Source organism: Mesorhizobium sp. M1006 (assembly GCF_040318825.1).
Taxonomy (GTDB): domain Bacteria; phylum Pseudomonadota; class Alphaproteobacteria; order Rhizobiales; family Rhizobiaceae; genus Mesorhizobium.
This window is the reverse complement of sequence record NZ_JAMYMZ010000005.1, coordinates 56604-75188: the sequence shown is the minus strand read 5'-3', so window position 1 is coordinate 75188 and position 18585 is coordinate 56604. Positions and strand designations below refer to the sequence as shown.

Genomic DNA, 18585 nt, shown 5'->3' with positions numbered 1-18585 from the left:
AACTGGCCTGGTTTGGGGGAACCGCCATGTTTGAAGGCCTGATTGGCCTCGTCGCCATCATCGTGCTGTTCGTCATCATTTCACGCCAGCAGAGCCGCATCGGCCTGATCGAGCGCGAGCTTGGCGCCTTGCGCAGCCTTGTGCTTTCGGGCACGCCTGCGCTGCCGCCGCAAGCCAAGGAACCGGCTGCAAACGACAGCAAACCGGCGGATGCCGCAATCCCGCTTGCGGCAGCAGGCGACATGGCCGTATCGCCACGGACCGCAGCGGTCGTGTCAGCTACAGAGGCCGATGCCGATACAACGGCGCCGTCCGCGCCGGAGTCGGCGCAACAGGCGACAGCGGCGAAGGCAGCTCGCCAGTCCGACGTCGAAACGGCGCTCGGTACCCGCTGGGCGGTCTGGGTCGGCGGCATCGCGCTGGCGCTGGGTGGCTTGTTTCTGATCCGCTACACCATCGAGGCCGGCATTTTCGGGCCACGCGTGCGGCTTGTCATGGCGGCGGCACTCGGGCTGGTGCTGGTCGCCGGCGGCGAGTTCATCCGGCGCACCGGCTTCAGGGTGCCGGTGCAAGGTGCCGCCGGTGCCTATATCCCGGCGATCCTGACGGCGGCCGGCGCTTTCATCCTGTTCGGTACCGTCTACGCCGCGTACAGCATTTACGGCTTCATCGGCCCGACGCTCGCTTTCACGCTGCTCGGCGCCATCGGGGTGGCGACGATCGCGGCAAGCCTGGTCCACGGTCAGGCGCTGGCCGGCGTCGGCCTGCTCGGTGCCATGGTGACGCCGCTGCTGGTCGCCTCGCAGGCGCCCAATCCGTGGGCGCTGTTCGGCTATCTGGCGATCGTGCTCGCCGCCACCTGCGTCATTGCCCGCATCCGCGACTGGAGGCTTTTGATGGCCGCAGCCTTCGTCGCTACGGGGATCTGGACCATCTTCTACATGACCGATGCGCCGGGGGCGAACCTTGCCGTCATCCTCTTTATCGACGGGGTGACACTGGCCGTGCTCGCCTTCGTCTGGCTTGGCCGCCGCGACGAAGCGGTCGCCGGCAGCGGCTTCGACTGGCCGTCGATCGCGCCGGGCTTCTTCGTCGGCCTTTCGGCGCTGGCCCTGTTTGTCGATCCGGCCTTCGCCGCCATCCGCGGTGCATTGCCGGGGGCCGCCCTTGTCGCAGCCCTGGTGGCGGTGGCGCTCTACCGGCCGCAGGCGCTTGCACTGCTGCACGCCGCCGGGCTGGCGACGGTACTGGTCTATCTCGGCATCATTCCGCCGACCACGATCGCTTCCGATTTTTCGGGTGGCGCTCTCGGCGTCGACGGCATGCCGGTCGTGGCGTCCGATGCATTGATGCTCAGGGTCGGCATCGCGCTCGGCCTGGTCTTCATCGGCGCCGGCTTTTGGGCGGCGCGCTGTTTTGCGGCCTCTGGCTGGCTGCGCGCCGCCGCATGGGCGGCGTGGAGCGTTGTCGCGCCACTGGTCATCCTGCTGGCGCTCTGGTCTACCTTCGGCAATCTCGACCGAGACCTTGCTTATGCGGCGGTCGCAGCCGTTTTGGTCGGAGTCTTCGTCGCCGGCGGCGAATGGATAGCGCGCGGCGAGGCGCCGCCGCTGACCGGCGGCGCTGCCGTCTCCTTCGCGCTCGGCGGCGCGGCAATCGCCGGCCTGTTGATGCTGCACATGGCCTTTGGTTCCGGCTGGACAACCATCCTGCTCGGAGCAGCCGCCGTCGTGCCGGCGCTGGCGACGCGCTGGCGCAGCTATCCGGTGCTTGGCTGGATTTCCGTTGGCGCGGTGATTGCAGTGCTTGGTCGCGCTGCCTTCGACCCGACCATCGTCGGTGCCGAGTTCCTGTCGAAGACGCCGGTGTTCAACTGGCTGCTGCTTGGATATGGCGTGCCGGCGCTCGCTTTCGGTTTTGCCGCCTGGCAGCTTGCCCGAACCATCAACGGCCGACCGCGCCTCGCAATGGAGGCCGGCGCCGCGCTGTTTGCCCTGCTCACCGTCGCCATGCTGGTGCGCCATGCCATGCATGGCGGCGTCATCGATACGGCTGCTGCGACGCTTGCCGAACAGGCGATCTACACGCTGATCGCCATCGGTGCCGGCGCCATCCTGGTCGCCATCGACATGCGCTCGCCAAGTTCGGTGCTGCGCTACGGCTCGATTGCAGCGGGCGTGGTCTCGGTCGCGTTCATCGTCCTCCAGCATTTTCTGGCGCTGAACCCGCTGCTGACGGATGAATCGACCGGCAGCATTCCGGTGTTCAACCTTCTGTTCCTCGCCTACCTCTTGCCGGCGGTTGCGGCAGGCGCACTGGCGCTCTATGCCCGCGACAAACGACCGAAATGGTATGCGCAGATGCTGGCGATGGTGGCGGCGGTGCTCGGCTTCGCCTATGCCACGCTGTCGGTCAGGCGCCTGTTCAAGGGCGAGTTCATCGGGCTGTGGAGCGGTCTCGGCCAGCTCGAGACCTATACTTATTCGGCACTGTGGCTGGTCATCGGCGTGGTGCTGCTCACCGCAGGTGTATGGCTGAAGTCGCAGGTGCTGCGCATAGCGTCGGCGGCGCTGATCTCGATCGCCGTGCTCAAAGTCTTCATCTTCGACATGTCGGAACTGGAAGGCGTGTTGCGGGCGCTGTCCTTCATCGGCCTCGGCGCGGTGCTCATCGGCATCGGCCTGTTCTATCAGCGGCTGCTGACAAGGGCGGCGAGAGAGGTAAATTAGTGTGAGTCTATGATCACGGGAAAAGGCTATTGACAGATGGCTGTTCAGCATACGGACGTCGTCGATATTGTCGCAAAAGGCAAAAATGGTGAATATTTGCTCAGCATTGTAGATGATCTCGATTGGGATGATGTAGAAAATCATCTTGAGCTTCTAGAGAATAAACTGAATCTATATTGTGTTTTCGTTTTAGAAGGGCAATTCTACAAAGAACATCCGGATGCTGTGGGGCGACCCGTTATGATTTCGGTGGCATTGTTGTCTATTATGCCAGCCGAGGTACAATGGTTCTTTACCGCAGCTGCGGTATCAGTCGAAAAGGCCGGATTGCAATTTGAAGTTCAGCACCTCTCGAAGGGGAATTTGTAGAGGGGTCTTCAGGTGGGGATCGGCCGGGAATAAACCTGCCACTGGCAGCGTTATTCAGTTGCTTGGGTGACCGGGGCGGCGGACCGCTTCGCGCTGGCCGCTTGCGCCGCGCTGCAAAGGCGCGTTCAATCATCACGGACAGGGCCCCCCAGAACCAGCGGTCATGGACGAAAAGAAGGCAGCAATCCTTGGTGAAATACCGCGTCTGCGCCGCTATGCACGCTCGCTGTTGCGCGACCGCGATTCCGCTGACGATCTCGTCCAGGATTGTCTCGAGCGGGCACTTGTGCGGCTCGACAATTGGCAGACAGGAGAAAGCCCCAGGAGGTGGCTGTTTACGATCATGCATCATTTGTTCATCGACCAGATGCGCAAGGTGAACCGGCGCGGCGAGGCAGCGATGCTGCCGCTCGAGGCGAGCGAGGCGCAGGCAGCACCCGCCGAGCAGGTCGAGAGCATCGCCTCGCGCGAGATCGTCGACGCGCTGCAGGCGATCAGCCCTGACCGGCGCGCGGCACTTGTGATGGTCGCCATCGAAGGGTTTTCCTACGCCGAAGCCGCCAACATCCTTGGGGTTCCCGCCGGCACCTTGATGTCGCGCATCGCGCGCGGGCGCGAGGAACTGCGCGCGCTGCTTGATGATACCGCGCGCCGTCGATCGATAAGGATCGTCGAGAAATGAGCCGACGCGATTTCTCCGAACGCGACATCCACATGGCTCTCGATGGCGAGTTGCCGGGCGACGAGCGGACGGCCTATGAGGCATGGCTCGAGGCCAATGCCGAGATGAAGGCCAGGAGCGCACGCTACGCCGCCGACCGGGCAGCGTTGCGCGCAGCCTTTAACGGCGTGCTGGACGAGCCCGTCCCGGTGCGGCTGACCAAGGTGGTGCTTGGCGAGGCGCCGGTGGTCAGAGTGTCGCCGTCGCGCTCGCGTTGGTGGCTTGCGGCCGCCGCTGCCGCCATCCTGGTGATTGGCGGCGCTGGCGGCTACCTTGCCGGCATCGGCCGCCTCGGCCTGGAAAACACGGCCGAAGACCAGCTTGCCGAAGAGGCGATCGCCGCCCATGTCATCTATGCCGCCGAAAAGCGGCATGCGGTGGAAGTGCCGGCAAGCGATAAGGATCATTTGCAGAGCTGGTTGTCGAACCAGGTGGGTTTGAAGCTCGTCGCACCGGATCTGGCGGCGCAAGGTTTCCAACTGGTCGGTGGCCGGCTGCTGCCTGCCGGCCAGGGCAAGGCCGCGATGCTGCTTTACGAGGACGACAAGGGCGAGCGCATTTCGCTCTTCGTCATCGCCGAATCGGCAGCCAAGGCCAAGGGCACTTATGGGGAAGAAGATGGTCCTGAGGCCGTCTACTGGCTGGACAAGGGTTATGGCTGCGCCGTCGTCGGATCGCTGCCGCGCGAGCAGCTGGCCGCAGTGGCCAAGAGCGCCTATGGCCAGCTTCTGGCGGGCTTGAAAAGCTGAGCAGGATCTCGTTTTTCCGGAGCCGCGCCGATGCCGAAACACGAAGGTCGTTTCAAAGCCTTTGCGCGACCTGCCTGCCTTGAAAACTGTCACAATTCGGCCCTAATCGAGGTGCGATAGCGCTTGCTGAATGCTGGCACTTCGGCTGGTGTGACCGATGTTTAGACTAGGGCAGTTTCCACAACCCAATCGAGGTTTTCTGAGCCCGCATGCCTGCCGAGATTCGCAAGGCCCGCGCGTCCGACGTCGATGACCTCGCCGCCATCGAAAAAGCTGTTTTCTCGAGCGACCGCATTTCTCGTCGCTCTTTTCGCCAACTGATCGAACGCGACACCGCCGAACTGCTGGTTGGCGAGAACGATGGCCACGTCGCCGGCTATGCGGTCGTGCTGTTTCGCAAGGGCAGCGGCGTCGCGCGGCTTTATTCGATCGCCGTCGGTCCATTTTTCGGCGGCCGCGGCGTTGGCCGCCTGCTGCTGGAACAGGCTGAAGCCGCCGCTTTCGAGCATGGCCGCATGATGCTTCGTTTGGAAGTCCGCGAGGACAACCCGCGCGCCATCCAGATCTACGAGCAGAGCGGCTACCGCAAGATCGGTCGTGAACCGGGCTACTACGAGGATGGCGCCACTGCGCTGCGCTATGAAAAGACCTTGCGCGGCGACATTCCGGTCGCCACCGAAGTGCCGTTTTATCAGCAGACTTGCGAATTCACCTGCGGACCATGCTGCCTGATGATGGCGATGGCTAACTTCGACCCCGGATTCGTGCCGGATCCGGTTATGGAAATCAGGCTGTGGCGTGAGGCGACGACCGTTTTCATGATGTCGGGGCCGGGCGGCTGCGAACCGTTCGGGCTGGCCGTCGCCGGCTATGAGAGCGGGCTTGCTGCTGAGATCTATGTCTCCTTCTACGGCGCGCTGTTCCTGCAGTCGGTGCGCAGCGAGGACAAGCGCCGGGTGATGGAGCTGGCGCAGGTCGACTTTCGCCGCCGCGCGGAACTTTACGGCATCCCGGTGAATTACCGTTCATTCGGGCTTGACGACATTCGCACCGCGATCGCAGAGGGAAAACTGGTACTGGTCCTGATCAGCGGCTTCCTGATGTTCGGCAAGAAGGTTCCGCACTGGGTATTGGCCATCGGTGACGACGGCGATCATATCCTGATCCACGACCCCTGGGTCGAGGACGAGCGGCAGGAGACGATCCTCGATGCTGCCAACATTCCCGTGCCTTACGGCATCTTCATGAACATGGCGCAATTCGGCCGCGACGGATTGCGCGCCGCCATCACTCTCGGAAAGCGCGACAGCCAATGACCTGGGTCATCCTTACCGGCCGGCAGAACGATCTCGACCAAGTGGCGACGCCGCACAAGATCATCACCAATCGCGACTACCTTGCCCATCCGGCACTGTTTCGCGGTCAGCGGCCGAAGGTAATCAACCTGTCGAACAATTACGGCTACCAGAGCCGCGGCTATTACGCGTCGCTGCTTGCCGGTTCGCGCGGCCATAAGGTCATCCCGACGGTCGAAACGATGATCGACCTGTCAGAACGCAAGCTCTATGAGCACGCGTTGCCGGAACTCGAACTCGCACTCAACAAGTGCCGCAAGGACCTGGGCGGCGCTTTTCCGCAGAAGGTCTGCATCTTCTTCGGCATCGGACCATCCAGGATCTGGGACCGCTTCGCAAAACTTCTGTTCGACTGGTTCCGTGCCCCGGCGCTCGAGGTTCACATCAGGGACAGCGCCGAATGGGCCTCGATCCGCAAGATCGGGTTCCATCCCCTGGCCAGGATGACCGAGGACGAGGAAACGCACTTTCTCCAGTGCCTGGAGACCTACACCAACCGCGAGTGGCGCGACACCAAGGGCCGCACGCCGGCGCGCTACACTTTCGCCACGCTGGTCGATCCGCATGAGGAACTGCCGCCGTCGGAGATTTCGTCGCTGCGCCACTGGGCCAAGATCGCTGAAAAGATGGGCGTCGAAATCGAGCCGATCACCAAGCGGGATCTGGCCAAGCTCGCCAACTACGACGCGCTGTTCATCCGCGAGACCACCTCGATCTCCAATCATACCTACCGCTTTGCCCGCCGCGCCCAGCAGGAAGGTATGCCGGTCATCGACGATCCGCTGTCGATGATCCGCTGCACCAACAAGGTCTATCTCAACGAGCTGATGACCTACAACAAGGTACCGGTGCCGCCGACGGTGATGATTGCTGGCACTTCGGACCTGGAAGTTGCGGCACAGACGCTGGGCTTCCCGCTGGTGCTGAAGATCCCGGACTCCTCGTTTTCGCGCGGCGTCAAGAAATGCGGCACCTTTGAAGAGTTGAAGACGCTCGCAACCGAATGGCTGGAGGATTCCGACCTCCTGATCGCGCAAAAATTCATTCCGACGGAATATGACTGGCGCGTCGGTGTCCTCGGCGGCCAGCCCTTGTTCGCCGTCCATTATCTGATGGCCAAGAAACATTGGCAGATCGTCAATCATAAGGCCAACGGCAAGCCCGACCAGGGCGGCATCAAGACGTTCACCCTGAAGGAAGCACCGGCCCATGTCGTCGAGACGGCGGTGAGCGCGGCGCGCTGCATTGGCGACGGCCTCTACGGCGTCGACCTCAAGGAAACCAGGGACGGCGTCTTCGTCATCGAGGTCAACGACAACCCCAACCTCGACCACGGCTGGGAAGACTCCGGCGAAAAAGACGAGGTCTGGGTGCGGCTGACGCAGTGGTTCCTGGAGCGGCTGGACCGGCCGGGGCGATAATATCCGAACTGAGGGGAAAAAGATGCTGTTCTTCGTAACCGAGGATTTTCGTGGCTGCGACCGCAAGGAGATCTACCGCCGTTTCCGCGACCAGGGCCGCCTGAAGCCGGACGGGCTTCTCGTGCACCACAGCTGGATCGCAGCGGATATGAGCCGCTGCTTCCTGCTGGTGGAGGCCGATGACGTCACGCTCCTGCAGCGGTGGGTCATCGAATGGGCGGATCTGGTCGAATTCGAGATCGTTCCCGTGGCGACGAACAAGGATATGGTGGAGGCATTGAGCGGACATCTCTGACCCGTTGGGAACCTCCTGGTTCGCCACACCTGAATGCCGCCTTCTCCTATCAAGGAATTCGCGGATCGAGCGTCATCTCAAGGAGCCGGTTGCCCGCGCTTCCGCGAGACTGTCGCACTTAGCCGGACTGCCGGATCGTCGCGCTCGACTTCAGCAGCCGATTAATGTCCGACGCCTTTGACGGCACCCCGATCAAATAGCCTTGGGCCTCAACACAACCCTCCTTTTGCAGGAATTCAAGCTGCGCTTCGGTCTCGACACCTTCGGCGGTGACGGTGATGCCCAGCTGTGCGCCAAGCCCGATGATGGTGCGCACGATCGCCGCGGTATCGCGACTGTCGATGTCACGGGTGAAAGAGCGATCGATCTTGATCTTGTCGACGGGAAAGCGCCTGAGGTAGCCCAGCGACGAATAGCCGGTGCCGAAATCATCCAGCGCGATGCGGACGCCCAGATCGCGTAGCTGCCTGAGTGTCTTGAGCACCAGATCGCTCTCGTCCATCAGCACCGTTTCGGTGATTTCCAGTTCAAGCCGGTTGGCCGGCACGCCCGAGAACGCCAGGGCCGAGATAACGCTGCGGGCAAAGGTACCGCTTTTGATCTGTACGGCGGAGACATTGACGGCGATGCGCCAAGCCGCCCAGCCTGCCGCGGTCGTGCAGGCTTTTCGCAGCGCCCATTCTCCAAGCGGCACGATCAGCCCGGTCTCCTCGGCGGCCGGAATGAAGTCGTCCGGCCGTACCAGGCCGCGCACCGGCGAACGCCAGCGCATCAAGGCTTCGGCACCGACGATTTCGCCGGAGGCGATGTTCATGATCGGCTGGAAATCCAGCTCGAATTCCCGGCGCGACAGCGCTGCCCTGAGATCGATTTCGAGCGCCCGGCGTGCCCGCACCATCGCGTCCATGGCTGGTTCGAAGAAGCGGTACAGGTTGCGCCCTTCGCTCTTTGCCCGATAGAGCGCCATATCGGCATTTTTCAGCAAAGTGTCGGCGTCCTTGCCGTCATTCGGAAACAGCGCAATGCCGAGACTGATGCCGACACGCATGTCGTGTCTTTTGTCGCGAAACGGCTTTCCGATGATCTCGACGATGCGTTTGGCCAGCTTTTCCGCGTCGCCCGGGCTTTTGAGATTGAACTGGATGATGACGAATTCGTCGCCGCCGAAGCGGGCGACAACGTCCGTTTCATTGCGCAGGCACCGTTGCAGCCGTTCGGCCACGCATTTCAGCAGCCAGTCGCCGGCGGGGTGGCCCCAGCTATCGTTGACCGCCTTGAAGTGATCGAGGTCGAGCGAGAATATCGCCAGCGATCCGTCTCTCGTCTCACTCAGGGCTTGGTCGAGCCGTTCGCGAAGCATCGAGCGATTGGGCAGGTTGGTCAGTGTGTCGTGGTGCGCAAGATGGGTCATGCGCTCTTCCACGCGCCTGCGCTCGGTGACGTCGTCGAACGTCGCGACCCAGCCGCCGCCGCTCATCGGCCGGCGCGCAACCAGCAGCGTCCTGCCGTCAGCGAGATGGCGATGCGTTACGTGTGTTTTCCCCGCCCGCAGGCAGGCTTCGATTTGCGAGATTTCGCTGTCGGGGTCGAGCTTTGTATAAATGCCCAGTTCCAGCAGCCGCTTGAACGCATCACGGTGGCTCATACCAAGCGGGAAGTCGGCCGGCCTGACATGATAAAGTTCCAGGAAACGTTCGTTGCGCACGATCAGCTTGCCATCCGCATCGTACATCAAAAGGCCTTGCGACATGTTGGCAAGTGCCGCGTCGAAACGGCGGTGCTGCTCCTTCAACTCCTGCTCGGCGCGCCGTTGCTCGGTGATGTCCTCGTAGATCGATACCCAACCGCCTGACGCCAGCGGCCGGTGCGAAATGTTGACGATACGCCCGTCTGCAAGCGTTTCCTCATAGGTGGAAGGTTTTGCCTGGTCGATATAGGGCTTGCGGATAGCATAGAGTTGCTCAGCGCTTTGCGAGGCGATGCCGATATCCACGCTGTGCTGGAGGATGTCGAAAAACCGGATGCCGGGCCGCACCACTTCGGCGTCGAGGCGAAAGATACTGATGTAGTTCCCGTTGCAGATGATCATCCGTTCATCGGCATCGAACATGCACAGGCCATGCGACATGTTCTCGACCGCTGCCGAAAAACGCTCGTTCTGTTCGCGCAGTTCGTCTTCAATAGGTTGCGGCTGACCAACGCCTTTGGCCCTCTGTCGGCGGACGGACGAACCAGCCTTGATACCGGCAACGGGCATGAGGCAAGCCTATGGACCATGGTTAACCATGGCACTGTTGTCCCTGCCGGTTAATTTACCGTTTTCAGCCGGCTGGAACGGCAGTCTGGCGTCGCGACTTTTCGATCGTCGCAAAGCGTTTGAGAAAGGCATTCTGCGCCCAAGTCACCGAGCGCGGCGTGACGTCGAAGCGCTCGGCATTGAAGCCGCGCGGCCGGCCGAAGAACTCCGTCGCCTCTGCCGTCGAAAAACCCGCAAGCAGCGTTGCTTCGAAATAAGCGGCGATCTGATCCGCTCGCTTGATCTCCTTGCGCAGTCCCGCGTCGAGTTCGGCCGGCAGTGAAAAGCGCAGATGGATGGCGCGCTGCAGCCTGATCTCGCAATCCCTGTAGCTGCCGCCCATCACGGATTTGAACGGCGAGATCATGTCGCCGATGACATATTCCGGCGCGTCGTGCAGCAGCGCCGCCAACCGCGCGTCGGCGTCGGCATCCGGCATCAGCTCGCCGACAAGCGTTTCGACCAGCAGCGAATGCTGGGCGACAGAAAAGGCGTGCTCGCCTCTGGTCTGGCCGTTCCAGCGTGCGACGCGGGCAAGGCCATGGGCAATATCGGAGATCTCGATGTCGAGCGGCGAGGGATCGAGCAGATCGAGCCGTCGGCCGGACAGCATGCGCTGCCAGGCGCGCGGCGGCGCCCCGGCGCGATCGGCAGCCATCAGGCGTCCTCCGCGCCGATGGCTTCCCGCGGAAAGCTGAATTTCGCCCAGGACGGGATAGCGAGCGACACGGCGACGTCCTCCGCAAGGATCGGCAGGCCGGCGTCGAGCGCTGCCTTGACCCGGTCGATGCGGGCAATGGCAAGGCCTGTCCTGGCCGCGGTCGAGCCAAGCTGCCCGACCGGTCGCCCCTCCACGGTCAACTCTGCGCGCGAAGTGGGCAGGGTGCGTTCGGCCGAGACAATCAACACCCGACGCCTGGCAGTGCCGCGATGCTGCATGCGCGAGACGACCTCCTGGCCGACGTAGCAGCCCTTCTTGAAGCCGACACCGCCGATCTCGTCGAGCAACACGTCATGCGGAAAAGCGTCGCCGAGCTGGTAGTCCGCACCGCTTTCGGCAATGCCATGGGCGATGCGAAAGGCTTGCCATGCGGCAAGGTCGCCGCCATCTGCGGTGTCATCGTAGAAGCGCTTAACGGCAGTATCGACAAACCGCGCATCAGCAAACGGTGCTGATTCAAATTGCGAAGTGGTTGAATCGCTTCCCCATGCGACGGCCACAACCGGCTGATCCAGCTTGGCAATTTCGACTTTGGCGCGCAATTTGTAGAGCGTCAGCCGGCGCATGAAATCATCGGCGGTCTCGGTACGGCATTCAAGTCGGAAAGCATTTTCGCCGGCGCGCGAGATCAGGAAGTCGAAAAGGATCTTGCCTTGCGGCGTTAGCAGCGCGCCGGGCTTTGCTTCGCTGCTGCCGAGCACGTCGAGGTCGGTGGTCAGGATGTTCTGTAAAAAGTGCTCGGCATCCGGCCCGGACACGGAAACGAGTGCGCGATCTCTGAGCGGGGCAAAGGGCATGGTGGGAAAACGAGCCTGATCTTGCAAAACTATCGGCCATTACGTAAGCCGCTGGCACTCCCCCCGCAAGAGACCGGATCCGTATGGCCCCCATCTACGATCTCATCCTGACAGGCGGCACCGTGGTCAATCACGACGGCCAGGGTTTTCGCGACGTCGGCATCAATGGTGGGCGCATCGCTGCGATCGGCGACCTCCGCCAGGCGTCGGCCGGTGAGACGATCGACTGCCGCGGGCTGCACATCCTGCCGGGCGTCGTCGACAGCCAGGTGCATTTCCGCGAGCCGGGCCTGGAGCACAAGGAAGATCTGGAGACGGGCTCGCGGGCAGCGGTGCTCGGCGGCGTCACCGCCGTCTTCGAGATGCCGAACACCAATCCGCTGACCACCAGTGAGGCAACCCTTGCCGACAAGGTGCGGCGTGCCACCGGCCGCATGCATTGCGACTTTGCCTTCTGGGTTGGCGGGACCCGCGACAATGCAAAAGACGCTGGCGATCTCGAGCGGCTGCCTGGTGCGGCCGGCATAAAAGTTTTCATGGGCTCGTCCACCGGCGACCTGCTGGTCGAGGACGACGAAGGCGTTGCCTCGATCCTGAGGAACACACGCCGCCGCGCCGCCTTTCACTCCGAGGACGAGTTCCGGCTGCGCGAGCGGCTTGGCGAGCGCATCGCGGGCGATCCGTCCTCACATCCGGTGTGGCGCGACGAGATCGCTGCGTTGCGCTGCACGGAGCGCCTTGTGCGCATCGCGCGCCAGGTCCGCGCCCGGATCCATGTGCTGCACATCTCGACCGCCGAGGAGGTAGGCTTCCTCGAGCAGCACAAGGATGTCGCGACCTGCGAGGCGACGCCGCATCATCTGACGCTGAGCGCCGACGATTATGCGCAGTTGGGCACCCTGATCCAGATGAACCCGCCGGTGCGCGCCACGCGCCATCGCGACGGGGTCTGGTACGGCGTTGCGCAAGGCATCGTTGATGTGCTCGGCTCCGACCATGCGCCGCACACGCTGGCCGAGAAGGCAAAGCCTTATCCGGCGTCGCCGTCCGGCATGACCGGGGTGCAGACGTTGGTGCCGATCATGTTGGATCATGTCAACGCCGGCCGGCTGACATTGCAGCGCTTTGTCGACCTGACCAGCCACGGCCCGCAGCGTATTTTCGGCATCGCCAGGAAAGGCCGTATTGCCGCCGGCTACGATGCCGATCTGACCATCGTCGATCTGAAGCGCCGCGACACCATCGCCAACGCCCAGCAAGGCTCCAAGGCCGGCTGGACGCCTTATGACGGCAGGCAGGTGACCGGCTGGCCCGTCGGCACCATCGTGCGCGGCCGGCGCGTGATGTGGGAAGGCGAGATCGTCACGCCAAGCCAGGGCAGGGCGGTGGAATTTTCCGAGGCGCTGGCGCGCTAGTCGCCGGCGACGAAGAACGTCCATTGTCCGGTCGGCGTGATGCCGACGCGGTAGAAAATGTAGGCACCAAACTGCTTCATGTCGTCATAGTCGCTGGCGGTGACGATCTTGAACAGCTCGACCCGCTGCCTGGCATCGAGCTTGTCCAGCGGCAGGGCGAAGAAATAGGGCCAGACATAGAGATCCTGCGGCGTGCCGGCATCGACATGGACAAAACCGGCACTGAGCACTTCTTCCAGGATGGCGAGAATCTCCTGGCCTTCCGTATCGCCCGAAAGGCCCTTCAGGAAGGCGATCGGGTCGCCCTCGATGTCACCCAGCGACAACTGGGTCATCATGTCGCCCTTGCCGATCAGCGGTCGAAGTTTTTCGATGTCGCCGCTTTTGCAGGCCTCGACTATCAGATCGTGCATGCGCCTGACCGGTTCCGGCAACTTGGCCAGGTCGTAGACGACTTCGGGCACGGGCGCGTCCGGATCGACATGCGGATTGGCCATGCCGCCATCGTTGGCCGGCCCTTTCGGTTCGGTTTGTTCCGGCTCGTCGGATGGCGTCGGCTGGCTGGCCGGTGGTGGCGTCGTGCCGAGCGGGCCGGGCATCGGCACGGTACTTCCGGGCGGCGACATGTCAGCGTCGGGCGGCGGCGTGACCGGTGAGGGAAGGTCTTCGCGCTTGATCTCGCTGAGGGCTTGAGAGGGACTGCTCGCAAGAAACAGTGCAGAAGGAATCATGGCGCAGGAAGCGGTGAACCAAATGCTGAGGACCAGGCCGCGCGGCTTGCCTGATATCGAAAAATTCACCGCCTGCTACTCCCTGGTTCCAGCCCATCCATGTGCCCGGACACGATGTCCGGCGGCGCGCCGTCGTCAAAGAACGGGGGTCAGTGACGCAGTCTTTCGGGCTCGAAGGCCCCGGCAATCACCTTTTCACGCATGCGATCGAGCAGGGCAAGCGCCGAGGTCTCGCCATTGGTGCGCAGCATTTCGCCGAATGCCGTTTCGAGGGCCGCCTCGGCGATGATTTCCGGCTCGATCCCGGCCGACAATCCTTCTGCCCAGGCTTCGCTGTGGCTTTCCACGGCGGTCAGGCGCTTTTCTTCCCTGACCAGCGCGTCGATGTCGTTGACGCCATGTTCCATTGCGATGTCCACCCTTTCAAGCGGTGATCCGTTGGACAGGGATCAAGCTTGAGTTGTCCTTTTACACGCAGGCGCAGTAAGTATTTGTAAATGCGACATTTTTTTGGTCGTCGTCTACAAATTCCGTCGCGTCCAGCAAACCTGCGTCCGATCCGTTTCAAACTTAGCCGATTAGGCAGGCCAAGGGGACGGAAACCTTCAGTTTGAGTTAATTTCACATCTGCGCGCTAACGTTTCGTTAACATAGTTGCAAAAGTGCAACATCAGGTTTGCACCAAGACCTCACTCGAGGCAAGCGGAGAAGCGTCGAACGCGTCCGCCGCAACGGCGCCGACCCTTGATGCGGCTTTTCCGCAAAGCGGCTGCCGCCGTCAGTTTCCGTAGCGCGAGGCGATGTCGCGAGACAGCGTCTCGCCTTCCTTCATGTAGCGGCTGATGGCTTCCGTCGCCGAGGCCGTGCATTGCGTATAAGTACCGCCGAACGACCGGTAGCCGCGGTTGAAGCTGGCGATGAAGCGGGCGCGCCGCTCCGGGTTCGGATTTTCCGATGCGATCAGTTTTTCCATCTCGGCTCGCCACCGATCGCCCTTCTCGCCACACAGATTACGCAGGAAATGCAGCGAGCCGAGCACTTCCGCCAGCCGCATCAGCCCGGGCTCGAACGGTGCTTCGGCGGCAATCGCCGGGCGCGCACCGACAACCACACTGACGGCGAGGCATGCGGCGAGAAACGAAGACGTGCGGCTCATGGGTCCTTGTGCTGAAACAATTTGTCGCCTGCAAGGCGGTTCTCTGGCTCAGATCTCGCCGTCTTTGTCGGGACCGAGTAGATCGTCGGCAATTTCAAACACTGCATCGGCGAGCGGCATCGCTGTCATTTCGGCCAGCGTATAGAAACCCGCGGTCTCGGCATCGTCGCTGGCCACCGCCTCGCCGCCAGCATACTCGGCCCCAAACACCGTCAGCCAGTAGTCGACAGGATGCCCGTCGCCGCTGCCGTCGATGTGGATTTCCCGCAGCGGCCGGTAGCTGCGCGCCTGCAATCCGGTCTCTTCCAGCAATTCGCGCCGTGCTGCCTGTTCCAGCGTCTCGCCGGCTTCGACCTTGCCGCCGGGAAAGGCATGGAGACCTTGCGAGGGCGGCCTGGCCCGCTTGACCAGCAGCACCGTGTTCTCGCGCACGACGCAGACCGAGACTGCCGGAATGATCTTGCGTGCTTCCATGGGCTTCGGATCGCTCGATTGGCATAGCCCGTTGTGGACCGGCCGCCGGCGAACAGCTTTAGCGGTTGCGAAAGGCGGATTCCATAGCCACTTTCACATGCCATCAATTCGAGAGCTGAATTCATGTGCGGACGCTTTGCTTTGACGGCCACTCCGGACCAGACCGCCGCCTTTCTCAGCCTAGCGGAACTTGAGGAGTTTCCGGCCCGCTACAACATCGCGCCGACGCAGCCGGTGCTGATGGCGTTCGCCGGATTGCCACAGGCGCCGGGCTCGAACCTGCCCGACCGCCGCTCGATGCTGGTGCGCTGGGGCCTGATCCCGGCCTGGGTCAAGGATACGCGTAACTTCCCGCTGCTGTTCAACGCGCGTTCTGAGGGGGCTTCGGAAAAGGCGTCGTTTCGCGCTGCCATGCGCCATCGGCGCGCCCTGGTACCGGCTTCGGGATACTACGAATGGCACCAAACCGGTGGCAGAAGAGGGCAGCCCTATTGGGTGCGGCCAAGGGGTGGCGGGCTTGTCGCCTTCGCCGGGCTGATTGAGACCTATGCCGAGCCGGGCGGCTCGGAAATGGACACCGGCGCCATTCTGACCGCCCACGCCAATGCCGACACTGCCCATATCCACGACCGCATGCCGGTGGTGATCCATCCCGAAGATTTCGCGCGCTGGCTGGATTGCCGCACGCTCGAGCCGCGCGACGTGGCCGATCTGCTGAGACCCGCCCAGCTCGATTTCTTCGAAGCGATCCCGATTTCCGACCTCGTCAACAAGGTCGCCAATACCGGGCCGGAGATTCAGGAGAAGGGCGTCGTCGAGCTTGAGCCCGACAAGGTCAAGCGCCGGAAGTCCGGCGCGAACGACAGTCAGATGAGTTTATTTTAGCAAAAGCTACTATTACTGGTTCGCCGTGAGCGCCTCAATCTTTCCCGACGGCATTCTCAGGCAGCGCGCGGCGAAACGATTTTTTGCGCCGGCTTCTTCTTCTTCGCGGTGTGCAGAAGAGCTGCGACGATTGCTGCCGGGCCGATCGCCCGGTAATGGCTGGCGAGCGCCGGTTGCTTGGCGCGGTTGGATTCTTGCTTAGGCATTGTTCTCTTCCCTGGTAACGTCTTCGTGTCTGCGTTTGCTGGCCGAATCCGACCAAATCGTGACGCTTGCTGATCTAGCCGGCGAATGTTTCATCACAGTGCCGACCTGTTTAATAAAATGTTTCAGTGGCTCAATTCCTGTGAGCCAACGATATTTTTGGCGAAGGTAGCGACTTGACGGCAACACCGGGCAAGGCGATAAAGCCGGCCATGAGAACGTCTTTCGCCATTTGTGGCATTTGCATTATTGGCTAGCCTCGCGCTGGTCCTGGACGTTTTCGCCTCATCTCCTCCCAGATTGGACAAACGCCCCGGCCAGCAGGCTGGAGCCGATTCGCGCCTCGGCGTAACCGACTCCATCCAGGCACGATCCCAAAAGGTCATGCCAAAGTAACACACCGGGAACGCACGTATGTCTGACGCATCGAAGAGCCTGCGCCTCTACAACACGCTAACGCGGAGCAAGGAGGATTTCTTCCCGATCGATCCGCGCAACGTGCGCATGTATGTCTGCGGCCCGACGGTCTATGACTTCGCCCATATCGGCAATGCGCGGCCGGTGATCGTCTTCGACGTGCTGTTCCGCTTGCTGCGCCATCTCTACGGGCAAGCGCACGTCACTTACGTCCGCAACATTACGGACGTCGACGACAAGATCAACGCTCGCGCGCTGCGCGATTTCGGCGGCGAAATTGCATCGGGCAAGCTGTCGCTGAACGAAGCGATCAGGCGGGTCACCGAAAAGACCGCCGGTCAGTTCCACAAGGACGTTGCGGCGCTCGGTTGCCTGGAACCGACGGTCGAGCCGCGCGCCACCGAGTTCGTCGAGCCCAGGCCCGACGGCAAGGTCGACATGATCTTCTTGATTCAACGCTTGATCGAACGCGGCCATGCCTATGTCGCGGCTGGAGAAGTCTTGTTCGACACCGCTTCCATGCCGGATTATGGGCAGTTGTCGAAGCGCAATCTCGATGAGCAGCAGGCCGGCGCCCGCGTCGCCGTCGATGAGCACAAGAAGAACCCGCAGGATTTCGTGCTGTGGAAATTGTCTTCGCCCGAGGAGCCGGGCTGGGACAGCCCGTGGGGCAGGGGTCGGCCGGGCTGGCACATCGAGTGCTCGGCGATGTCGGCCGCCTATCTCGGCGAGGTGTTCGATATCCATGGCGGTGGTCTCGACCTGATCTTTCCGCACCACGAGAACGAGATCGCGCAATCGCGTTGCGCCCACGGCACCGAAACGATGGCCAAGGTTTGGATGCACAACGGATTCCTGCAGGTCGAGGGCCAGAAGATGTCCAAGAGCCTGGGCAATTTCTATTCGATCACCGAATTGCTGGAGACGGATACCTTTGGCGGCCGCAAATGGCCGGGCGAGGTGCTCAGGCTGGCGATGCTGATGACGCACTATCGCGAGCCGATCGACTTTTCCGTGCGCAAGCTGGAAGAGGCGGAGAATACGCTGCGCAAATGGAAGCGGGCGGCCGATCTGGCGCCGCCGACGGCAAAGCCGGTGCCGGCGGATGTGATCGAAGCGCTGTCGGATGACCTTGCCACCTACGCCGCATTCCAGTTGCTGACGCAGTTGGCTGGTGATGCTGTTGATTTCAACGCAGGTAGCGGCAACGCAGCCGCCGAAGACAACGATGCTGCCGCTTCACTGAAGGCATCGCTTCTGTTCCTCGGCTTCGACATCGCAACAGCCAAGGTGGATGAAGACGCCATTGCCAAGGCGATCGCCAAACGCCTCGCGCTGATCGCCGCAAAGAACTGGGCCGAGGCCGACCGCATCCGCGACGAGTTGCTGACGCAAGGCATCCAGTTGAAGGACGGCAAGGACCCCGTCACCGGCGAACGCATCACCACCTGGGAGGTAAAAAGATGATCGATCATCTCGGCATCACCGTTTCGGATTTCGACGCGTCGAAGGCTTTTTACGACAAGGCGATGGCGCCGCTCGGCGCCGCGCTGCTCTACATGGTGCCGCAGGAATATACCGGCGGCGCCAAGGTCGGCGGCTACGGCCGCGACCGGCCGGTGTTTTGGCTGCATGCCGGCAAGGACAAGCCGAAGGATCATCAGCATGTCGCGTTCACGGCTCGCAGCCGCGCCGAGGTCGATGCCTTTCACGCCGCGGCGATTGCCGCCGGCGGCAAGGACAATGGCCGGCCGGGCCTGCGCCCGCACTACCATCCGAACTATTATGGCGCTTTTGTTTTCGATCCCGACGGCAACAATGTCGAGGCGGTTTGCCATGCCCCGGAGTAG

The 18585-nt window shown here is 62.4% G+C and carries 19 protein-coding genes; 11 read left to right on the top strand and 8 right to left on the bottom strand.

Features of this window, described 5'->3' with window-relative positions:
- Positions 1–26 precede the first annotated feature (26 nt).
- The 7 genes from NKH60_RS06395 to NKH60_RS06365 all read left to right on the top strand — a co-directional run bounded on the left by NKH60_RS06395 (position 27) and on the right by NKH60_RS06365 (position 7639).
- On the top strand, positions 27–2729 hold the full coding sequence (locus NKH60_RS06395; RefSeq protein WP_352871508.1) for a DUF2339 domain-containing protein: 2703 nt from the start codon (positions 27–29) through the stop codon (positions 2727–2729).
- A 36-nt stretch (positions 2730–2765) separates the two neighbouring features.
- A complete protein-coding gene (locus NKH60_RS06390) occupies positions 2766–3098 on the top strand; it encodes a DUF6572 domain-containing protein (RefSeq protein WP_051406156.1) in 333 nt (110 codons plus the stop codon).
- A 163-nt stretch (positions 3099–3261) separates the two neighbouring features.
- Positions 3262–3780 carry a sigma-70 family RNA polymerase sigma factor gene (locus NKH60_RS06385; protein WP_023719875.1) on the top strand — a complete coding sequence of 173 codons (519 nt, stop codon included), beginning with the start codon at positions 3262–3264 and terminating at the stop codon, positions 3778–3780.
- The gene (locus NKH60_RS06380) at positions 3777–4568 is read left to right on the top strand and encodes an anti-sigma factor family protein (protein ID WP_352471054.1); all 792 of its coding nucleotides are present in this window, start codon (positions 3777–3779) and stop codon (positions 4566–4568) included. The genes NKH60_RS06385 and NKH60_RS06380 overlap by 4 nt, the downstream gene beginning before the upstream one ends.
- A 209-nt stretch (positions 4569–4777) precedes the next feature.
- The gene (locus NKH60_RS06375) at positions 4778–5884 is read left to right on the top strand and encodes a peptidase C39 family protein (RefSeq protein ID WP_352833224.1); all 1107 of its coding nucleotides are present in this window, start codon (positions 4778–4780) and stop codon (positions 5882–5884) included.
- A complete protein-coding gene (locus tag NKH60_RS06370; protein ID WP_352471056.1) occupies positions 5881–7344 on the top strand; it encodes a RimK family ATP-grasp domain-containing protein in 1464 nt (487 codons plus the stop codon). The genes NKH60_RS06375 and NKH60_RS06370 overlap by 4 nt, the downstream gene beginning before the upstream one ends.
- 22 nt (positions 7345–7366) lie before the next feature.
- Complete coding sequence (locus NKH60_RS06365; RefSeq protein ID WP_352684554.1) at positions 7367–7639, top strand: DUF3303 domain-containing protein; 273 nt, start codon at positions 7367–7369, stop codon at positions 7637–7639.
- 118 nt (positions 7640–7757) lie between these two features.
- On the opposite strand, the gene NKH60_RS06360 is transcribed toward NKH60_RS06365, so the two are convergent.
- The 3 genes from NKH60_RS06360 to ygfZ all read right to left on the bottom strand — a co-directional run bounded on the left by NKH60_RS06360 (position 7758) and on the right by ygfZ (position 11453).
- Complete coding sequence (locus tag NKH60_RS06360) at positions 7758–9896, bottom strand: putative bifunctional diguanylate cyclase/phosphodiesterase (protein WP_352871505.1); 2139 nt, start codon at positions 9894–9896, stop codon at positions 7758–7760.
- Between the two features lie 64 nt (positions 9897–9960).
- On the bottom strand, positions 9961–10593 hold the full coding sequence (locus NKH60_RS06355) for a YfbR-like 5'-deoxynucleotidase (protein ID WP_352448990.1): 633 nt from the start codon (positions 10591–10593) through the stop codon (positions 9961–9963).
- Complete coding sequence (gene ygfZ / locus NKH60_RS06350) at positions 10593–11453, bottom strand: CAF17-like 4Fe-4S cluster assembly/insertion protein YgfZ (protein WP_352871502.1); 861 nt, start codon at positions 11451–11453, stop codon at positions 10593–10595. Before ygfZ ends, NKH60_RS06355 begins: the two co-directional genes overlap by 1 nt.
- Before the next feature lie 83 nt (positions 11454–11536).
- On the opposite strand from ygfZ, the gene NKH60_RS06345 reads away from it, so the two are divergent.
- Positions 11537–12868, top strand: a complete 1332-nt coding sequence (locus NKH60_RS06345; RefSeq protein WP_352540781.1) for a dihydroorotase — start codon at positions 11537–11539, stop codon at positions 12866–12868.
- Here the strand turns inward: NKH60_RS06345 and NKH60_RS06340 are convergent.
- The 4 genes from NKH60_RS06340 to NKH60_RS06325 all read right to left on the bottom strand — a co-directional run bounded on the left by NKH60_RS06340 (position 12865) and on the right by NKH60_RS06325 (position 15229).
- Entirely contained in the window at positions 12865–13668 is an 804-nt protein-coding gene (locus tag NKH60_RS06340; protein ID WP_352771616.1) for a hypothetical protein, read from the bottom strand. The genes NKH60_RS06345 and NKH60_RS06340 overlap by 4 nt on opposite strands.
- Positions 13669–13748: 80 nt before the next feature.
- Complete coding sequence (locus tag NKH60_RS06335; protein WP_023677749.1) at positions 13749–14006, bottom strand: hypothetical protein; 258 nt, start codon at positions 14004–14006, stop codon at positions 13749–13751.
- 371 nt (positions 14007–14377) lie between these two features.
- Positions 14378–14755 carry a TIGR02301 family protein gene (locus NKH60_RS06330; protein WP_023677748.1) on the bottom strand — a complete coding sequence of 126 codons (378 nt, stop codon included), beginning with the start codon at positions 14753–14755 and terminating at the stop codon, positions 14378–14380.
- A 48-nt stretch (positions 14756–14803) separates the two neighbouring features.
- Complete coding sequence (locus NKH60_RS06325; RefSeq protein WP_352871499.1) at positions 14804–15229, bottom strand: NUDIX hydrolase; 426 nt, start codon at positions 15227–15229, stop codon at positions 14804–14806.
- 123 nt (positions 15230–15352) lie between these two features.
- Between NKH60_RS06325 and NKH60_RS06320 the strand changes: the two genes are divergently transcribed.
- The gene (locus NKH60_RS06320) at positions 15353–16114 is read left to right on the top strand and encodes an SOS response-associated peptidase (RefSeq protein WP_352871497.1); all 762 of its coding nucleotides are present in this window, start codon (positions 15353–15355) and stop codon (positions 16112–16114) included.
- Positions 16115–16170: 56 nt separating this feature from the next.
- Here the strand turns inward: NKH60_RS06320 and NKH60_RS06315 are convergent, their stop codons facing one another.
- A complete protein-coding gene (locus NKH60_RS06315) occupies positions 16171–16320 on the bottom strand; it encodes a hypothetical protein (RefSeq protein ID WP_023677745.1) in 150 nt (49 codons plus the stop codon).
- Positions 16321–16732: 412 nt separating this feature from the next.
- Between NKH60_RS06315 and cysS the strand changes: the two genes are divergently transcribed.
- Positions 16733–18202, top strand: a complete 1470-nt coding sequence (gene cysS, locus NKH60_RS06310) for a cysteine--tRNA ligase (protein WP_352471064.1) — start codon at positions 16733–16735, stop codon at positions 18200–18202.
- A complete protein-coding gene (locus NKH60_RS06305) occupies positions 18199–18585 on the top strand; it encodes a VOC family protein (RefSeq protein ID WP_352471065.1) in 387 nt (128 codons plus the stop codon). Before cysS ends, NKH60_RS06305 begins: the two co-directional genes overlap by 4 nt.

Coding starts and splice junctions, on each gene's coding strand:
- NKH60_RS06395 (WP_352871508.1), top strand. CDS start 27: ATGTTTGAAGGCCTGATTGGCCTCGTCGCCATCATCGTGCTGTTCGTC.
- NKH60_RS06390 (WP_051406156.1), top strand. CDS start 2,766: ATGGCTGTTCAGCATACGGACGTCGTCGATATTGTCGCAAAAGGCAAA.
- NKH60_RS06385 (WP_023719875.1), top strand. CDS start 3,262: ATGGACGAAAAGAAGGCAGCAATCCTTGGTGAAATACCGCGTCTGCGC.
- NKH60_RS06380 (WP_352471054.1), top strand. CDS start 3,777: ATGAGCCGACGCGATTTCTCCGAACGCGACATCCACATGGCTCTCGAT.
- NKH60_RS06375 (WP_352833224.1), top strand. CDS start 4,778: ATGCCTGCCGAGATTCGCAAGGCCCGCGCGTCCGACGTCGATGACCTC.
- NKH60_RS06370 (WP_352471056.1), top strand. CDS start 5,881: ATGACCTGGGTCATCCTTACCGGCCGGCAGAACGATCTCGACCAAGTG.
- NKH60_RS06365 (WP_352684554.1), top strand. CDS start 7,367: ATGCTGTTCTTCGTAACCGAGGATTTTCGTGGCTGCGACCGCAAGGAG.
- NKH60_RS06360 (WP_352871505.1), bottom strand. CDS start 9,896: ATGCCCGTTGCCGGTATCAAGGCTGGTTCGTCCGTCCGCCGACAGAGG.
- NKH60_RS06355 (WP_352448990.1), bottom strand. CDS start 10,593: ATGGCTGCCGATCGCGCCGGGGCGCCGCCGCGCGCCTGGCAGCGCATG.
- ygfZ (WP_352871502.1), bottom strand. CDS start 11,453: ATGCCCTTTGCCCCGCTCAGAGATCGCGCACTCGTTTCCGTGTCCGGG.
- NKH60_RS06345 (WP_352540781.1), top strand. CDS start 11,537: ATGGCCCCCATCTACGATCTCATCCTGACAGGCGGCACCGTGGTCAAT.
- NKH60_RS06335 (WP_023677749.1), bottom strand. CDS start 14,006: ATGGAACATGGCGTCAACGACATCGACGCGCTGGTCAGGGAAGAAAAG.
- NKH60_RS06330 (WP_023677748.1), bottom strand. CDS start 14,755: ATGAGCCGCACGTCTTCGTTTCTCGCCGCATGCCTCGCCGTCAGTGTG.
- NKH60_RS06325 (WP_352871499.1), bottom strand. CDS start 15,229: ATGGAAGCACGCAAGATCATTCCGGCAGTCTCGGTCTGCGTCGTGCGC.
- NKH60_RS06320 (WP_352871497.1), top strand. CDS start 15,353: ATGTGCGGACGCTTTGCTTTGACGGCCACTCCGGACCAGACCGCCGCC.
- NKH60_RS06315 (WP_023677745.1), bottom strand. CDS start 16,320: ATGCCTAAGCAAGAATCCAACCGCGCCAAGCAACCGGCGCTCGCCAGC.
- cysS (WP_352471064.1), top strand. CDS start 16,733: ATGTCTGACGCATCGAAGAGCCTGCGCCTCTACAACACGCTAACGCGG.
- NKH60_RS06305 (WP_352471065.1), top strand. CDS start 18,199: ATGATCGATCATCTCGGCATCACCGTTTCGGATTTCGACGCGTCGAAG.